Here is a 16,614-nt window from a genome sequence, read left to right as displayed (position 1 = left end):
GACGGTCTATTATAAAAGGGAAATGAGCATAACTTTTGGTTAAAGCTATTGTAATGCAGGCAAAACCTCACCAATAGTATGGAATGAGCCACAGACTAAAATTAAATCCTCAGTCTCCGTACTCTCTACGACACCTAAACCAGCTACCGGTAAGGATTCATAGGCGGTGACATTAGTTTGCTGATGTTGCTCTAATATTTGTTTTAACTGTTGAGTACTGGCGGCTCTTGGATGGTCAATCTCTGCGATATGCCACGCTGCAATCGGCAGCTTTGAGTCGGTTAATAGCGTCACTACTTGTGCGATGTCTTTATCGGCCAGCATAGAGAACAGCAAGTGCAGTTTTGCATCCGGATACGCCTGTTTATGTTGCTGCCATAAAGGGATGAATTGGCTAAGTAAAAAGGTCATTCCGCACTCGTTATGCGCCACATCAAACAACCAATGACGATTTGATAACTGCCTATTATCAAAGCGACCTGCTAATTTAACTTGCGATAATGCTACTTTAATATGCGATTGGGTAATATTTAACTTGCTTGCTAATACCGCAGCAACTGCATTGGTAGTATTGGTCAAAGACAATGCTGGCTTAGGCAGCTGCATCGTGACCTGCGCACTGCTAAACTGCCACTGCGACTCTTGCTCAGTATAATCGTAATCTATGCCCACTTGAAAATACGGACAATCAAGCGCCTTGATTTTCTGTTTTACCGAATCCGGCATATCCGTTTCACCATAGATAAGTGGCATACCCTGTCGCAAAATACCGGCTTTTTCATAACCAATTTTATCACGCGTATCACCCAGCCAATCGACATGATCAATACTGATGTTGGTAATCACTGCCAAATCTGGATCAATGATATTCACCACATCAAGGCGCCCACCAAGACCTACTTCCAGTACCCAAACATCGCAATCTGCTTGAGCAAATATTAGCATTGCAGCCAAGGTAGTCATCTCAAAAAATGACAAGGTCAATTCGCACGCTAAGCGGGCCTGCTCGACTTGATAAAAAGCATCGATTAAGGTTTGATCACCTACCGGCTGACCATCAATACGAACACGCTCATTAAAATCAATCAAATGCGGTGATTGATACAGTGCCGTTTTATAACCTGCCTGCTGACAAATAGCGCTAATAACCGCTGTGGTAGAGCCCTTACCATTGGTACCCGCGACGGTAAATACAAACGCATCATCTTTGGCAGATTGAACCAAGCCCAAATGATTTGCCACTGGCATAACACGAGATAATCCCATATCGATGGCAGAGACATGAATTTGCTGCATATAATCAATCCACTCTGACAAAGAGCTAGATTGAGTTGGCGCAGTTTCAGGAGATAAAGAGGTATTGTTGGTCACAAAAAATCTCGACTAAGATAAAAGGAATAAGTCACCGCATAAGATTACTTATAAATATATTATTTCGCTATAAAGCTGCTCGTTGGTACGGATTAATAATGCATCAGCTTTGCAAGCAAACGATACACGGTATCATTTAATTGATGACGGTGAACCACTTGATCGATAACCCCATGCTCAAGTAGATATTCCGCACGTTGGAATGGCTCTTCTAGCGTCTCACGTACCGTTTGCTCAATGACGCGCTTGCCTGCAAAGCCAATCATCGCCTTTGGCTCAGCAATATGAATATCACCAAGCATCGCCAGTGAAGCTGTCACTCCGCCATAAACCGGATTGGTCAGTACCACAATATAAGGCACGCCGGCCAAACGCAGACGTTCAATTGCAGCGCCAGTACGCGCCATTTGCATCAACGATAATAAGCCTTCCTGCATACGGGCACCGCCTGAGGCCGCAAAGCAAATAAGCGGTATCTTCTTCTCAAGCGCAGCTTCAGCAGCGGCAACAAAACGATCGCCAACCACGGAACCCATCGATCCGCCCATAAACCTAAAGTCAAACGCACAGGTGACCACATCCATATCGCGCAGCTTGCCTTGCAGCACAATAAGAGCTTCTGTCTCACCTGTCTTATCCTGCATTTGCTGTAAACGCTGTGGATAGGGTTTGCTATCCACAAACTGTAGTGGATCGCCACTACTAAATTCTTGACCGAGCTCAGCATCTATCTGGTCTAAAAAGCCAGACAAACGTTCGCGCGCTGTCATTGCCAAATGATAATCACAATGCGGGCAGACATAACTATTAAAAATCAGTGCGGTGTTGGTAGTCATCGAGTGGCACTGCGGACACTGTGTCGACGGCTCAGTCTCTACCGCAGATAGCTGCGGTAAGCTATGTCTCTGCACCTTAGGGACCGGACGACTTAGCCAGGTATCACACTTTGGGTCCGTTTGAATGGAGGCCGGCTTGTCTACTTTTCCGCCCGTCTCATTGTTATTTTTAGCCATAGCTTAATCTACTTATGTTACTGTTAGTAGGACTTAGAAGATGTGCATTAAAATTACGCTAGCAATCGTTTTGAAAACAATAACTAAGCGTTAGGTAAATTATCCAAGGCTTGACGTAGCTCATCCATCTTATTCATGATGTTATCTTGAGCCGCTGTGATATCCGCGTCACTTGAACTGCTATCTAAGCCTTTGAAATGCTTCACAAGCTCACTGCCAACAATCACACCATCGGCAAACTGCCCGATTGCAGCGGCTGACTTGCCATCGCGAATACCGAAGCCAACACAGATTGGCAAGTCAGTTTCACTTTTAATGGCTTGCACCTGCTTGCCAACCTCAGCGGTATCTAGGCTAGCAGAGCCTGTTACCCCTTTTAAAGACACATAGTAGATATAACCACCACAGTGCGTCATCACTTGCTTACGGCGCTCAGGCAGCGTTGTTGGTGACAATAAGAAAATCTTATTCATATCATGCTCAGCCAGATGCTGTACAAATGTGCCCGACTCTGCTGGCGGTAAGTCAACAACCAATACCCCATCCACACCGGCATCTTGGCAAATATCGATAAAGGCATCATAACCAATAATTTCAATCGGATTTAAATAACCCATTAGAATAATTGGCGTGGTGGTATTGGTTTTACGAAACTCTTTCACCATAGCAATGGCTTTACGAGTACTGGTACCGCCCGCTAAAGCACGCTCGCCAGCTAAGGCAACGGTCGGACCATCTGCCATCGGATCTGAAAATGGCAGACCCACTTCAATCATATCAGCGCCATGCTCAACCAGTTTGTGCAATAAGCCCACAAAGCTATCTGGCGTTGGGTCACCGGCCATCACATACGGAATTAAGGCTTTTTTCTTCTGTTGTTGTAGCGTATTAAATGTGGTTTCAATTCGGGTCATGATATTCCCTTAAATAACGATTTTAATAGGGGCAATTATTAATGGATAACATCTATACTGCCCCAGTTTAATTAATTCTGGTTTATGCGTTTATACCTACTTCATTTAGCTTAAAGCTCGATACCTTCAGCTTTCATCACCGAATGCAGATCTTTATCACCACGACCTGACATATTGACGATAATGGTCTGCTCAGGGCTCATGTTCTTTGCAAGCTCTAACGCATAAGCAACGGCGTGAGACGACTCAAGCGCTGGGATAATACCTTCTTTACGGGTCACTTCATGGAAACCATGTAGCGCTTCTTTATCGGTACAGCCCACATATTGCACACGCTCAATGTCTTTTAAGAAGCTATGCTCAGGACCAACGCCTGGATAATCCAGACCTGCCGAGATTGAATGCGTCTCTAAGATTTGACCATTATCATCAGCCATTAAGTAAGTGCGATTACCATGCAATACACCTACACGGCCTGCCGCAAGTGGTGCAGAGTGACGACCCGTTTCAATACCGTCACCGGTCGCCTCTACGCCATACATTTTGACATCGGTATCATTTAAGAACTCATAAAATAGACCAATTGCGTTTGAACCGCCACCAACACAGGCCACTAAAGCATCTGGCAGCTTACCAGTTTTTTCTAAATGCTGAATACGTGCCTCTTTACCAATAATGGCTTGAAAATCCCGTACCAATAGTGGATATGGATGCGGACCTGCGACCGTACCAATAATATAATAAGTGGTATCAACATTGGTCACCCAGTCTCGCATTGCTTCGTTCATCGCGTCTTTTAGCGTACGTGAACCAGAATCAACAGGCACCACTTTGGCACCTAATAAACGCATACGGTAGACGTTCATTTTCTGACGCTCAACATCATCAGCGCCCATATAAATGATACATTCAAGCCCTAAACGCGCTGCAATCGTTGCTGTCGCCACACCATGTTGACCGGCACCAGTTTCGGCAATAATACGTTTTTTACCGCTCATTTTTGCCAATAATGCCTGACCAATGGTGTTATTTACTTTATGGGCGCCCGTATGGTTTAAATCTTCACGCTTAAAATAAATCTGTGCGCCACCAATCTCATCGCTCAGACGCTTGGCATGATAAAGCGGCGTTGGACGACCCACATAATTCACCAAATCATTATGATACTCTTCCCAAAATTTAGGATCTTGTTTGACCTGATAATACAGCGTCTCAAGCTCTTCTAGAGCTGCCATTAGTGTCTCAGACACAAAGCGACCGCCATGAATACCAAAGTGACCACTGGCATCTGGATACTGATTAAAATCTACAGCATCATCGTCTATTTCATCGTTGTGCGGAATATTATTAAAGGTTGTTGTCATAGTAGGTTTCGCTCTATAAATAGTGAAATATTAAAGTGTTATATGTTAGTTTTTGGATAGTGGAATTTAATTTGTGTTTTTATCATACCTCAGGATGGTTTAATCTTGCCATCGACTGCTTTTTACCGAACGAATAAACGCTGCCATCTTACCGGCATCCTTAACGCCCTTTGCCGACTCAATACCACCGCTCACATCAACGGCATGTATCGGTAAATTCTGACTCATAACCTCACCTATATTTTGCGGGGTTAATCCCCCCGCCAAAATAATCGGTAAGCTGGTATCATTCGGGATCAGCGACCAATCAAAGCGCTCGCCTGTGCCGCCATACGCGTCTTTATGATAGGCATCAAGTAGAATACTGCTGGCACCCACTTGTGCAAACGCATCAATCTTGGTACGAATCGAATCAGGCGTATCCTGCTCTTTATTAATGCGTAACGCTTTAATCCAGCGTTTGTTCACCGCTTTGGCTAACGATTGACACTGCTCTGGGCTCTCGTCACCATGAAACTGAATCACATCAAAAGTCGCGGTGTTCGCCAGTTCAACAAGCTCGTCTTTATTCATATTAACCACTAAGACAACCACGCTCACAAAGGCCGGGATATGCTGAATCAAATCTTTCGCCTGCGCGGCTGTCACTGTGCGAGGACTGGGCGGGTAACACACAAAACCTAAGGCATCTGCGCCAATATGCACCGCCTGCTTTACGTCCTCTACTCGCGTCAATCCGCAAAACTTAACCTGCATTATGCCCTCGTCTTCGCTAAATATGTTTGACCGTGTAACGTGATTAAATGGTTTTTATCAATCACTTATCCTATCATACTTTTTAGCATGATTAACGCACCGTCTATTACCCTTTAGGTAGTCGACGACTGTGCGTAAAGTATATGACATAAATTAATAAATAGCGCCATAATCAAACAATTAAATCACACTTTTTGAGGAGCACCACATGGCTGATGAAAATAAAATATCTGCACTGATGTGGTTTCGGCGCGACCTACGTCTGCATGATAATACGGCGTTAACTTTGTTAATCGAGCAAGCCTTAGAGTATGCAGACAACCATCATTTTGCAAGCTTGCAAGCCGTGTTTATCTGTACACCTAAGCAGTGGCTTGAGCATCATATGTCGCTTGTACAAGTGGACTTGATGATGCGCACCGTCAACAAGCTCAAAGATAACTTAGCAAACAAGCTTGGCATCACATTGCATCTATTGCAGGCCGATAGCTATGCAGATAGCGCTGAAGTGCTCACTGAGTTTTGTGTGGATAATAAGATTACTCATGTTGCGTGTAATTATGAATACGAGCTCAACGAACAACAGCGTGATACTAAGGTAAACAAAAAGCTATCAGCGCTAAACATCGATTTCAAGCAGTATCACGACCAATGTATCTTACCGCCCGACACCATTAAAACCGGTGATGATACGATGTACAAAGTATTCACCCCTTTTTATAAAAAATGGCTACAAACCTTAGAGATTAGCCCGCCAGTCCTTTATGAAATCGACTCTTTAGATATTAATCAACAACACTCAAATAATGACATAAATATTAAAGCGAATAACCTATCGCTCTCTCTAGATGACATACATCATGCGGTTTTAGATGCCTTTAAAGCGTATTACCAACTATCAGACAGTGAGGCAGATGCTTTATTAAAAATAGCACGGGCCGATTATCCTGCCGGCGAGCAAGCAGCTATCGAAAGACTGCATTATTTTATTAAAGAGGATATTGAAGAATATACCTTAACGCGTGACCAGCCAGCGTTAATAGGTACCAGTCATCTCTCTGCCTATTTGACCATTGGTGCCATTAGTCCACGTCTATGCTACCAACAAGCAGAGGCAAAGCTGCAAGAAAATAGCTTGAAATCTAATGGCTCAACCGATATTGAGCGCTGGATAAGCGAGCTTGCTTGGCGTGACTTTTATCGTCATGTGATTGTTGATAGACCTGATATTGTTCAGGGTGTGGCCTATAAAAAGGATACCGATGGCAAAGTAAATTGGTCATATGATAGTAACGATTTTGAGAAATGGTGTACCGGCATGACCGGTGTTCCATTAATTGATGCGGCAATGCGCTGCTTAAACCAAACCGGCTTTATGCACAATCGTCTACGCATGGTCACCGCGATGTTTTTGACCAAAGACTTGTTTATAGATTGGCGCTTGGGTGAGCGCTATTTTATGCAAAATTTAATTGACGGTGATTTTGCGTCCAATAATGGCGGTTGGCAATGGAGTGCATCGACAGGAACAGATTCAGCGCCCTACTTTCGCATCATGAACCCATTTAGCCAAGCCAAGACCCATGACAAAGAGGCTATTTTTATTAAGACATGGCTGCCAGAATTAAAAGACATCCCTGTCAGAATTTTGCACGATGAAAGTAAACTACGCAAAGCACTAAATGAAAAAGGCGAGTTTGCTCATGTTAACTACCCTGTACCGATGGTAGAACACATACAAGCCCGCCTGTATGCCATTGCTCAATTTAAAGGCGAATGACTTAAAACAGCAGTGCCTTATAAGAAAACGTACTCGTTTACCTAGTTGATAGTTTAGCTAATTGGCTGGCACGCACCTGTACCTTGCGTATGCACAGTGACTTCTGCGCCAGTCATCGCAAACAATTGTGTCATCTCTTTTTTGGCATTGGCTTCTGCTTGCTGCATTACCCCATCCGCACAAGCACGCTTAAGCACTTCAGCTTTAGCACTGGCCTGCGCCTGCTTTAATACTTCAGGCTCTGCTTGTACCATGCCGAACATACCGCCTGCCTGCCAATCATAGACCTCCAGATCATCCAGATATACTGAGAAAATCTGAGCAGGCGGCAAAGTAATCATAATGTTAGGCATGATGCTAATAGAATCCTCATTACCGTCGGCTTCTGCCTGAAGCTTGGCTTCCTCTATCTGCTCAGATGTTGGCTCAGTGATTTGCACCATCTCTGGGCTTATCTGACTTAAATCCACGCCAGCGACAATACGACCACGCGCAATAAACAGCCCCTTTTGTTGGTCTTGCCAAAGGCGCTGCCACGTGCCTTGCTGCTCACTGGTAATCACGGTATCGACATTATAGGCCATGGTCTCTAGACGGTTTAGCTCTTGAATTTTGGTTACCACGCCTTCTCGAGTAATGGTCTGTATTTGTAGCTCGTCCTTATCTTTTGACTGCTGCCACAATAATATGGCCAGAAAAATCAAAATAAGCAGTACGCCTAATTTTAATACCACCCCACTACTTTTTGTTGTGTTTTGTGTTTTAGTTGTCATAACCGTCACCGTATTCAATAAGAGAAATCAGAACAGAGTATTTTATCAATGTTATTAGCCTCTAATATAGCCAATAACCCCCATTTTGTCTGCTATTTTACGTTACACAAATGCCCGCCTAATCCGGCCAAAAAACCACATAATTTAAAAAAGGATTGCGTCATTGGATGACTTTACCTAACATAGGCGGATTGAACTTATTAATTTGAATAGTTTGTCTATATTTAACACCCAAAATGATGGTAGATTGATTACTCATTAAGGTGTTTTTCATCGTTTAATTTAGCTATTGATAGCTAATCTATACAAAGTAAAGTTGAGTCCGTTATGAGAGCCAGCCAGTTTTTATTTGCTACTTTAAAAGAAACACCAAGCGATGCTGATATCGCCTCCAGCCAGCTGATGGTCAGAGCAGGTCTTATTCGTAAGCTTGCCTCGGGTCTGTACGTCTGGTTACCTATGGGTCTGCGTATTTTGCAAAAAGTTGAGCGTATCGTGCGTGAAGAGATGCAAAATATCGGTGCCCAAGAAGTCCTAATGCCGATGACCCAACCGGCTGAGCTTTGGGAACAGACAGGCCGCATCACTGAATATGGCCCTGAGCTTTTACGTTTTAAAGACCGTCATAACCGCGACTTCGTGCTTGGGCCTACACATGAGGAGGTTATCACGACGATTGCTGATGGTGAGCTTAAAAGCTACAAGCAATTACCGCTGACCCTATTTCAAATCCAAAGCAAGTTCCGTGATGAGATTCGTCCGCGTTTTGGGGTAATGCGTGCCCGCGAATTCACCATGAAAGACGCCTACTCGTTCCATGTTAATCAAGAGTCATTGGCCGATACCTATCAAGATATGTACAACGCCTATTCACGTATCTTTACCCGTTTAGGTCTAAACTTCCGTGCGGTATTAGCGGATACCGGTTCTATCGGTGGTTTTGCCTCTCACGAATTCCATGTATTAGCTGGTAGTGGTGAGGATGCGATTGCCTTCTCTGACGGCTCTGACTTTGCCGCCAACGTTGAGCTTGTAGAAGCGATTTGTACCGATGAGCGCCCAGCACCGACCCAAGAGCGCCAAAATGTTGACACGCCTAAGATTCAGACCAATGAAGCATTGGCTCAATTCCTAGATATCCCTCTATCAAAAACCGTGAAGACCTTAATTGTTAAAGGTCATGATATTAATGACGACGGCACTGAGGGTGATGAAAAATTAATCGCGCTTGTGGTACGTGGCGATCATACGCTTAACGAAATCAAAGCGGAAAAAATTGCCGAAGTGGCAGTACCATTGACCTTTGCAACCGATGAAGAAATGAAAAACGCCGGTCTGAAAAAAGGCTACATTGGTGTTGATTTAGACATACCTGTTTATGTAGATCGCGCAGCAGCAGCTATGAGTGATTTCGTTTCAGGCGCTAACGAATATAACATGCACACTACCGGTATGAACTGGGAGCGTGATGCGCAAATTACCGAAGTCGTTGATATCCGTAACGTGGTTGAAGGCGACATCTCTCCGGATGGTAAAGGTACTTTAAGCATCAAACGCGGTATCGAAGTCGGTCATATCTTCCAGTTGGGTGATAAGTATTCTAAAGCGCTGAACTGTACAGTAATGGGTGAAGATGGTAAGCCAGTGACCTTAATGATGGGTTGTTATGGTATCGGTGTGAGCCGTATTATCGCCGCCTCTATTGAGCAAAATCATGATGATAACGGTATCATTTGGGCGAAGACGCCTGATATCAAAGACTCTATCGCACCATTTGATATCGCTATCGTGCCAATGAAATCTAAAGAAGAGACGGTCATGAACACTGCTGAAGCCTTATATGACGAGTTAAAAGCGCAAGGGCTAAACGTGATTTTAGATGACCGTAACGAGCGCCCAGGTGTTAAGTTTGCTGATTTAGAATTGATTGGTATTCCGCATCGTATTGTTGTTTCAGACCGAAACTTAGCTGAAGACAAATACGAGTATGTGGATCGCCGTACTGGTGAAAAAGAACTACTAAGCCGTGAAGAAGTCATTGCACGAGTCAGTCAGTAATTCAATGCTGCAATAGATACATTCTATTTTTACTGAGTTTTAACAGTCTTAAGCATAAAATCTTACAAAAAAGAATGCCAATTGGCGTTCTTTTTTTGTCTATATTTGGTATCAAGCTATATTAAACAATGAGGTAAACTGTCTACATCGCTGAATTTAGGCGTATAATTCTTATAAAGTTAACCCAATTGTTTTTAGGTTCATAAACAAATAACGAGGTATCAACATGCAATTTGCCGTAATCGGACTGGGTGTATTTGGTAAAGCCTGTGCGTTTGAGCTACAGAGCCAAGGCAACGAGGTACTAGGCATTGACCTAGATGAAGAAGAAGTTAATAAAGTCAGCGATACGTTGGCACACTCGGTCATTGCAGATGCGACCAATATTGAGACACTACAAGAGCTAAATCTTAGTCAATTTGATGGCGTAATCGTGAGTATTGGTGACGATTTGGAAGCCAGCTTATTGTGTACGCTAAATCTAATTAAACTGCCCGTGAAAAACTTGTGGGTGAAAGCCAAAACAGACGCTCATCACGATATTTTGCATAGCTTAGGTGTTGAAAATATCATCCATCCTGAGCAAGACATGGGTATTCGTATTGCTCAGTCTATGGCCTACCCGATGATGAAGCAGTATTTGGCACTGGGTAATAAAGAGTATTTAGTCCGTATCGATATGCCAGAGACTATGCCCCCTATTAGTATTGATAAAATCAAAAGCAAAAACCTTGATACGGATTTGTTACTTCTTATCCGCGGTGATGAGGTTATCCAAGACTTCAGCTCAGATATGATGATTCAATACCCTGATCGCCTAGTCTATAGCGGACGCGTCACTGCATTAAAGCATTTAGCCAAGCACTTCTTAGGTGACTAGACCGTCTCGACTTATTCTAATGATTGGTAAATCTGGTTTGTTCTGCGTTCGCTTTAAACGGACGCCCTAAAACAAGGTAACGTTCATGCCTAAACCCAAACAAACGCCGCGTTTGCTTTACTCTCCGCCGATGATTTTGGCCATTGGCTTTTTGTTTTTAATATTGTTGGGCAGCTGTTTGTTGATGTTGCCATTTGCTACTATTGAATCTATCTCTTGGCTTGAAGCAGCCTTTACGGCGACATCAGCTGTCACGGTAACTGGTCTTGCTGTGGTTGATACTGCTAACTACACTCACTTTGGACAAGTGGTGATTGCTATCTTGATTCAGTTCGGTGGCCTTGGCTTTATGACCTTTGCCGTATTGGCATTTTTTAGCTTACAGCGGCGACTGAACATTACGGGCCAGAAGATTGCCCGTGAAGCTTTTGCTGAGACCAGCTTTGGCAAGATTACCACCACTGCAAAATCGGTTGTCAGTATTGCACTTTGTGTTGAGCTGGCTGGATTTTTTGCGTTAACAGCCCTGTTTTCAAGAGACATGCCCATTGCAACTGCCATGTATCATGGGTTTTTCTATACCATCTCTGCATTTAATAATGCTGGATTCGCCTTATCCGGTGATAGCTTATCGCCTTATGTCAGTGATATTGGCATAAACATGGTTATCACCTCGCTTATTATGATAGGCGGCTTAGGCTTTATGGTGATTAAAGATTTAATCGATCACCGCAGTTGGCGCAAGATAAGCGTCAATACCAAACTGGTGGTAGGCACCACAGTGCTCCTTAATTTTGTAGCTTTTGTGTTATTTTGGCTACTCGAACATAACAACCCCAACACTTTAGGCTCATTAAGTCTTGGGGGTCAGTTAACAGCCGCTTGGTTCCAGGCCATTACTCCGAGAACTGCTGGCTTTAATACCATCCCCATTGATCAGCTGACCGATGCCAGTACTATCTTTACCATGTTCTTGATGTTCATTGGTGGTGGCTCATTGTCTACTGCCAGTGGTATTAAAATCGGTACCTTCGTTATTCTAATTTTGACCACTTGGGCATTTTTGCATCAGCGCGATCATGTGACGATTTTTGAGCGCCGTATCCCTGATAGACTGGTACGTAAATCTTTATCGATTATTAGTATCACCATGATGTTAATATTCTTAAGTGTGTTTATTTTATCGGTCGTTGAAGCGGAGCACGCCTTAGAAGATGTGTTATTTGAGGTGGTTTCTGCACTGAGTACCGTTGGCCTGACACGAGGGCTGACCACTCAGCTAAGTGACCCCGGCGAGGTGGTGATTATGTTTATGATGTTCGCCGGCAGAATTGGACCATTGACATTGGCATATTTGATTGCGATGCCCAAAAAATCACGCATTCATTACCCTGAAACTAATGTACTTGTTGGCTAGAGAAATTACTCATTTGTGGCGGCTTTTTTGTTTAGAGCCTATCTTTGACAGCCGCTGCAAATTTTAAGCGGTAAGGAAACGATATGAAAACCAAATCATTATGCGCAGCCCTATTGATACTTAGCGCTGGTTTAACAGGATGTAACCCGCCTGAGCATGATCCTAATATCTTATATAGTGAAGAGCATAAAGACCCCATTAAACAACTCGAGATTGATGCGGTGCCCGAGGGTAATATGCCCTATCAGCAGCTGTTTTATGTGCCCGTTTATTCCAATATCTATGTCGATGAGGACAATCCGAAAGTGATGCTCTCAGCCACATTAAGTATTCGAAATACCAGTTTAACCAGTAGTTTATATGTCACTAAGATTGATTATTACAATACCCGAGGCGACTACGTACGTCCTTATTTGACCAAGTCAATTGAATTGCCGCCTATGGGTACACTGAACTATATTGTTGAGAAATTTGATGATACTGGCGGTGATGGTGCCAACTTTGTGGTAGCGATTGAAAGTGATTCAAACAAAGTCAAACCCTTGATTGAGACTATTATGCTGGGTACCTTTAGCAACAAAGGCTTCTCATTTACAAGTGACAGCATCACCATAGATGAACTAGAAGCAGGCGATGCCTTTAACAAACCGGCGCATTAACATGTAGACTCAGAGCGTTTGAAATCCTAAGTAGTTAATATCGCTAATATCAATAGATAGATCGGCTAAAAGAGGCCTTAAAGGTTAATGAAAAGTTGTTATGAAAGTCTAAAAAATTATAAAACCTTACTAAGTGCACACCTAGTAAGGTTAAAAAATAGAACAGTATTATTATTTTTAGTTTTATCGTTTCACTTATGCTTTCATCTAACCAACAAATGGATGGAGGTAAGATTGGCTTGTACTAAGTGAAAATAAATCATTCACTAATAAAAGCAATTTTAGTCAAATTAGCACTACTGGCCGTTGCCAAGATTTGTGCCACCGTTTCATATCGCGCATCTTTATCCGCTCGCAAATGAATGGTTGGCTCTTGCTCAAGCTGTGATTGCGCTGCCATGCGTGTCTCTAATTCTTCCATCGACACTGGCTGATCATCCCAAAATATACCCGCATCTTTATCAACACTCACCTGAATCACTTTAGGTGGTTGCTCTTGCACGCTAGCACTGGTCTGCGGTAAATCCAAAGGCACCGACGGGTTCAAAACCGTTGCCGTCACCATAAAAATAATCATCAATACCAGCATGATATCGATCAAAGGAATGAGGTTCATCTCACTCATCCCTTGCATGTCATCTTCACCCAATTGAAAGGCCATATTACGCTCCTACCTCATCGTGATTATCTAGTCCGATATCTTCAATCACTATGCGCCTACTGGGCAGCAGATGATGAATACTGTCTTTTCTCGGAAGACTGTGACTGAGCAGTGATTGGTTGCATGTTACTAGAGGCAACGCCAGATTTAACGCCTACACTTTGAATTTTCGCTGTATCACCCAAGATACCATAAGCGGTGTCATTGGCATTAAACTGAGTTTGACGGTTCAAACGTACCGCGATGTTATAAAAAATAACCGCCGGTATCGCAACTGCTAAGCCAAGACCCGTCATAATCAACGCCTCACCCACAGGACCTGCCACTTGACCTAAGCCTGCTTGGCCAGACTCACCAATATTATGCAAGGCATGGAAAATCCCCCATACCGTACCAAATAGACCAATAAAGGGGGCGATGGCAGCAGTAGTCCCCAAAATCGGCAACCCTTTTTCCCCGTTATAACGATAACGACCAATTTGCTGCAAAAGTAGCTGCTCTGTAACGGTTTTGCGTTCAGCACTTGATAAGCTCGCCATATTCTGTGACTGCGCTTGATAAGCTTTCGAGATATCTGTAGCAACTTGGCCTTTCATTTTATAGCTGTTATAAAGCCGTAAAATACCGGTAACCCATGACAAGATAGAGAGCGCAATGAGAGTAAAAAACAGAAATCTAGTAACAATATCGGTATATTGCCAATAACTTGCAAAGTCCATAGTAAGTCCTTACTAAAATAAATTTAAACCGATTCATATAATAAAAATATCGTGTGCTTATTTTGTTTGACGTTTTAATTCGTGTGTTTGGTCTGCGATAGCTTTAAGGTACTCGGTAGTTAAAGGGTAGGATTAAATAGCCCATAATTGGCACCCCATTTTTGGTAAAAGGGTTAAATTTAGCCCGCTTAACGGAGTTTAATGCTTCATTGTCGATGGCATCATTTCCTGATGACTTTGTTACAGTAGCACCCGTTACATTACCTTGCTTATCAACCTCTAGTTTTAACGAGACACTAAACACATCTCCAGAGTTTGCTCTTCTTTCAACAGATGCAGGGAAGGTGAATTTAGGTTTACGTCGCCAACTTGCCTGACTCGCTGACAGTACTTGAGGTTTATTGCTTGCCGCTTCTGCCTCAGCGGCTTCTTTTGCTGCTCGTTCTTTTGCTGCTCGCTCTGCTTGTGCACGTGCTTCTTGCTCAGCACGTTGCTGTGCTTCACGCGCAGCCTGTTCTCTTGCTTCCCTCTCGGCGCGCTCTTTGGCTTCCTGTTCTGCTTTTTGTTGAGCTTCACGCTGCGCACGTCGCTTGGCCTCTTGTTCCGCTCTCACTTGGGCTTCTCGCTCAGCCTGCGCTTGTGCCTCACGTTCTGCTCGCTCCTTTGCTTCGAGCTGACGTTGTTGTTCAATTTCCCATTGGCGCTGTCGCTCAGCACGCTTCTGTGCGGCAATCACTTCGCTTTGATCAGGCAGGGGCTTGGGCTCTGTATTCGGTGATTTCTTAGGCTTAGGCTTAGGTTTAGGCTCCGGATCGGGTTGCGGCTTAGGGTCAGGCTGCGACTTAGGCTTTGCAGCAGGCTGCGGCTTTGGTTCTGGCTTAGGCTTGGGTTCGGGAGCAGGCTGCGGCGCAGGTTTAGGCTCTTGTGCCCCTCTTGGCTGAGGGGCTGCTTTTGGCTGCTCTGGCTGTGACTTAATCTCCACTACTTCAGGTGGCTTTTCTTGTATTGGTTCAATAAGCTCAATTTCTAAAAGCAGTGGCTCCTCGACCTTGGGCGGCTTTTGATGAGGCATTTTCATATTTACCAAAGCAGTAGCGACGGTACCATGGAACACAACAACAGCAACAAGTGTGGCTAGATTAAACGGCGTTAAACTTCTGGTTTTACGGTTATTTCTCATGGTGGCAGTCTTTTTGTCGTAAAAGTTTGCTTAAATTCGCACACGTCCCTACTTGGCACCTAACGCTCCCTATATATATAATTGTTCAAGGTTGTGCCCGCGTATTTTGTTATTGATATCAATCAAAATACGATAGCTTAGAGCGGAATATTAATACAAAATACCCTTTATGTAAATAATAATCGTTATCAATGGAGTATAAATATAGCCATATACAAGCAGCACAGTTCGCCGACACGGTGGTCATGCTAAAAAAAGGCCACATTATTGAGACCGGCCATCCCACAGATGTATTAATCAAAGACACTATTCGCAAGCTTTATAAAGTAGACGCCACCGTACTAGAACACGAAGGACGCCCGGTGATTGTTGATACGCTTTAGTGCTCAACTCTATAAGACTGGCATTATGATAATCTATTCTATTGCTATCGTTCATATTGCTCATAAAAAACGCCCATTAACTATTTAATGGGCGTTTTTTATTTAGGCTGGTTTTAGTTTTCGTTATTTGAACTAGCGATTATAATTTGAATTAGAGATTATAAATAGTATCACCATTTTCTTTGGTAAATTCAGAAACTGGATTCTCCAATACCTCAAATATGCGCTCTAACGGACGGCATAATACAGCGCCTTTATCAGTAACCACTACCGGACGATTAATCAAAATCGGATGCACTGCCATGGCATCTAATATTTGCTCGTCTGTAGCATTAGAACTGTTTAAACCCAGCTCATCACTTAAGTTCTCTTTACTGCGTAGCAATTCTTTTGCAGGTACTTTCATCAAACCAAGCAGCTCCACCAAATACTCTTGGGATGGCGGATTTTTTAAATACTCGATAACCTCAGGTGTCTCACCAGAGGCTTTCATGATGGCTAAGGCATTGCGTGAAGTGCTGCAATTTGGATTGTGCAGAATTAAAGGCGTCATGATTATTTTTTCCATATCAATTAAGAAAAAATCGCTTGAACTATCAATAGTGCGAGTGTATTGCGCCAGAGCTAAGCTGTCAAACTCCGCTATCAAGTCTGTCTATTGCTATTATTATCAATCACTCGCTTAT

The 16,614-nt window shown here is 43.4% G+C and carries 16 protein-coding genes; 6 read left to right on the top strand and 10 right to left on the bottom strand.

Going from position 1 to position 16,614, the window contains the following annotated elements:
• Window positions 1-45: 45 nt before the first annotated feature.
• From AC2SLO_RS05165 to AC2SLO_RS05145, 5 genes are all read right to left on the bottom strand, one after another.
• On the bottom strand, window positions 46-1,296 hold the full coding sequence (locus tag AC2SLO_RS05165; protein ID WP_486542807.1) for a bifunctional folylpolyglutamate synthase/dihydrofolate synthase: 1,251 nt from the start codon (window positions 1,294-1,296) through the stop codon (window positions 46-48).
• Between the two features lie 167 nt (window positions 1,297-1,463).
• Window positions 1,464-2,384: an acetyl-CoA carboxylase, carboxyltransferase subunit beta gene (gene accD, locus AC2SLO_RS05160; RefSeq protein ID WP_486542685.1), complete on the bottom strand. Its 921-nt coding sequence runs from the start codon at window positions 2,382-2,384 to the stop codon at window positions 1,464-1,466.
• Window positions 2,385-2,467: 83 nt separating this feature from the next.
• Complete coding sequence (gene trpA / locus AC2SLO_RS05155; protein ID WP_486542687.1) at window positions 2,468-3,298, bottom strand: tryptophan synthase subunit alpha; 831 nt, start codon at window positions 3,296-3,298, stop codon at window positions 2,468-2,470.
• Window positions 3,299-3,408: 110 nt separating this feature from the next.
• Window positions 3,409-4,662 carry a tryptophan synthase subunit beta gene (trpB, locus tag AC2SLO_RS05150; RefSeq protein ID WP_486542689.1) on the bottom strand — a complete coding sequence of 418 codons (1,254 nt, stop codon included), beginning with the start codon at window positions 4,660-4,662 and terminating at the stop codon, window positions 3,409-3,411.
• A 99-nt stretch (window positions 4,663-4,761) separates the two neighbouring features.
• A complete protein-coding gene (locus AC2SLO_RS05145; RefSeq protein ID WP_486542691.1) occupies window positions 4,762-5,418 on the bottom strand; it encodes a phosphoribosylanthranilate isomerase in 657 nt (218 codons plus the stop codon).
• A 208-nt stretch (window positions 5,419-5,626) separates the two neighbouring features.
• Here AC2SLO_RS05145 and AC2SLO_RS05140 point away from each other — a divergent pair, with 208 nt between their 5' ends.
• Entirely contained in the window at window positions 5,627-7,198 is a 1,572-nt protein-coding gene (locus AC2SLO_RS05140) for a cryptochrome/photolyase family protein (RefSeq protein ID WP_486542693.1), read from the top strand.
• Window positions 7,199-7,251: 53 nt separating this feature from the next.
• On the opposite strand, the gene AC2SLO_RS05135 is transcribed toward AC2SLO_RS05140, so the two are convergent.
• On the bottom strand, window positions 7,252-7,971 hold the full coding sequence (locus tag AC2SLO_RS05135) for a DUF4230 domain-containing protein (RefSeq protein ID WP_486542695.1): 720 nt from the start codon (window positions 7,969-7,971) through the stop codon (window positions 7,252-7,254).
• A 327-nt stretch (window positions 7,972-8,298) separates the two neighbouring features.
• Here AC2SLO_RS05135 and AC2SLO_RS05130 point away from each other — a divergent pair, with 327 nt between their 5' ends.
• The 4 genes from AC2SLO_RS05130 to AC2SLO_RS05115 all read left to right on the top strand — a co-directional run bounded on the left by AC2SLO_RS05130 (window position 8,299) and on the right by AC2SLO_RS05115 (window position 12,985).
• A complete protein-coding gene (locus tag AC2SLO_RS05130; protein ID WP_486542697.1) occupies window positions 8,299-10,029 on the top strand; it encodes a proline--tRNA ligase in 1,731 nt (576 codons plus the stop codon).
• A gap of 226 nt (window positions 10,030-10,255) precedes the next feature.
• On the top strand, window positions 10,256-10,909 hold the full coding sequence (locus tag AC2SLO_RS05125; protein ID WP_486542699.1) for a potassium channel family protein: 654 nt from the start codon (window positions 10,256-10,258) through the stop codon (window positions 10,907-10,909).
• An 85-nt stretch (window positions 10,910-10,994) separates the two neighbouring features.
• Window positions 10,995-12,326 carry a TrkH family potassium uptake protein gene (locus tag AC2SLO_RS05120; protein WP_486542701.1) on the top strand — a complete coding sequence of 444 codons (1,332 nt, stop codon included), beginning with the start codon at window positions 10,995-10,997 and terminating at the stop codon, window positions 12,324-12,326.
• An 83-nt stretch (window positions 12,327-12,409) separates the two neighbouring features.
• Window positions 12,410-12,985 carry a DUF3124 domain-containing protein gene (locus AC2SLO_RS05115; protein WP_486542703.1) on the top strand — a complete coding sequence of 192 codons (576 nt, stop codon included), beginning with the start codon at window positions 12,410-12,412 and terminating at the stop codon, window positions 12,983-12,985.
• A gap of 259 nt (window positions 12,986-13,244) precedes the next feature.
• Here the strand turns inward: AC2SLO_RS05115 and AC2SLO_RS05110 are convergent, their stop codons facing one another.
• The 3 genes from AC2SLO_RS05110 to AC2SLO_RS05100 all read right to left on the bottom strand — a co-directional run bounded on the left by AC2SLO_RS05110 (window position 13,245) and on the right by AC2SLO_RS05100 (window position 15,545).
• A complete protein-coding gene (locus AC2SLO_RS05110; RefSeq protein WP_486542705.1) occupies window positions 13,245-13,646 on the bottom strand; it encodes an ExbD/TolR family protein in 402 nt (133 codons plus the stop codon).
• A 56-nt stretch (window positions 13,647-13,702) separates the two neighbouring features.
• Window positions 13,703-14,365: a MotA/TolQ/ExbB proton channel family protein gene (locus AC2SLO_RS05105; protein ID WP_486542707.1), complete on the bottom strand. Its 663-nt coding sequence runs from the start codon at window positions 14,363-14,365 to the stop codon at window positions 13,703-13,705.
• Window positions 14,366-14,468: 103 nt separating this feature from the next.
• Complete coding sequence (locus AC2SLO_RS05100) at window positions 14,469-15,545, bottom strand: energy transducer TonB (protein ID WP_486542709.1); 1,077 nt, start codon at window positions 15,543-15,545, stop codon at window positions 14,469-14,471.
• Window positions 15,546-15,736: 191 nt separating this feature from the next.
• Between AC2SLO_RS05100 and AC2SLO_RS05095 the strand changes: the two genes are divergently transcribed.
• Window positions 15,737-15,928 carry an ATP-binding cassette domain-containing protein gene (locus AC2SLO_RS05095; RefSeq protein WP_486542711.1) on the top strand — a complete coding sequence of 64 codons (192 nt, stop codon included), beginning with the start codon at window positions 15,737-15,739 and terminating at the stop codon, window positions 15,926-15,928.
• Window positions 15,929-16,079: 151 nt separating this feature from the next.
• Here AC2SLO_RS05095 and arsC read toward each other — a convergent pair whose 3' ends face one another.
• Window positions 16,080-16,481, bottom strand: a complete 402-nt coding sequence (gene arsC, locus AC2SLO_RS05090; protein ID WP_486542713.1) for an arsenate reductase (glutaredoxin) — start codon at window positions 16,479-16,481, stop codon at window positions 16,080-16,082.
• Window positions 16,482-16,614 lie beyond the last annotated feature (133 nt).

Source organism: Psychrobacter sp. CX14, from assembly GCF_057396205.2.
The sequence above is the reverse complement of the archived record's forward strand: the minus strand, read 5'-3'. Positions and strand labels throughout refer to the sequence as shown.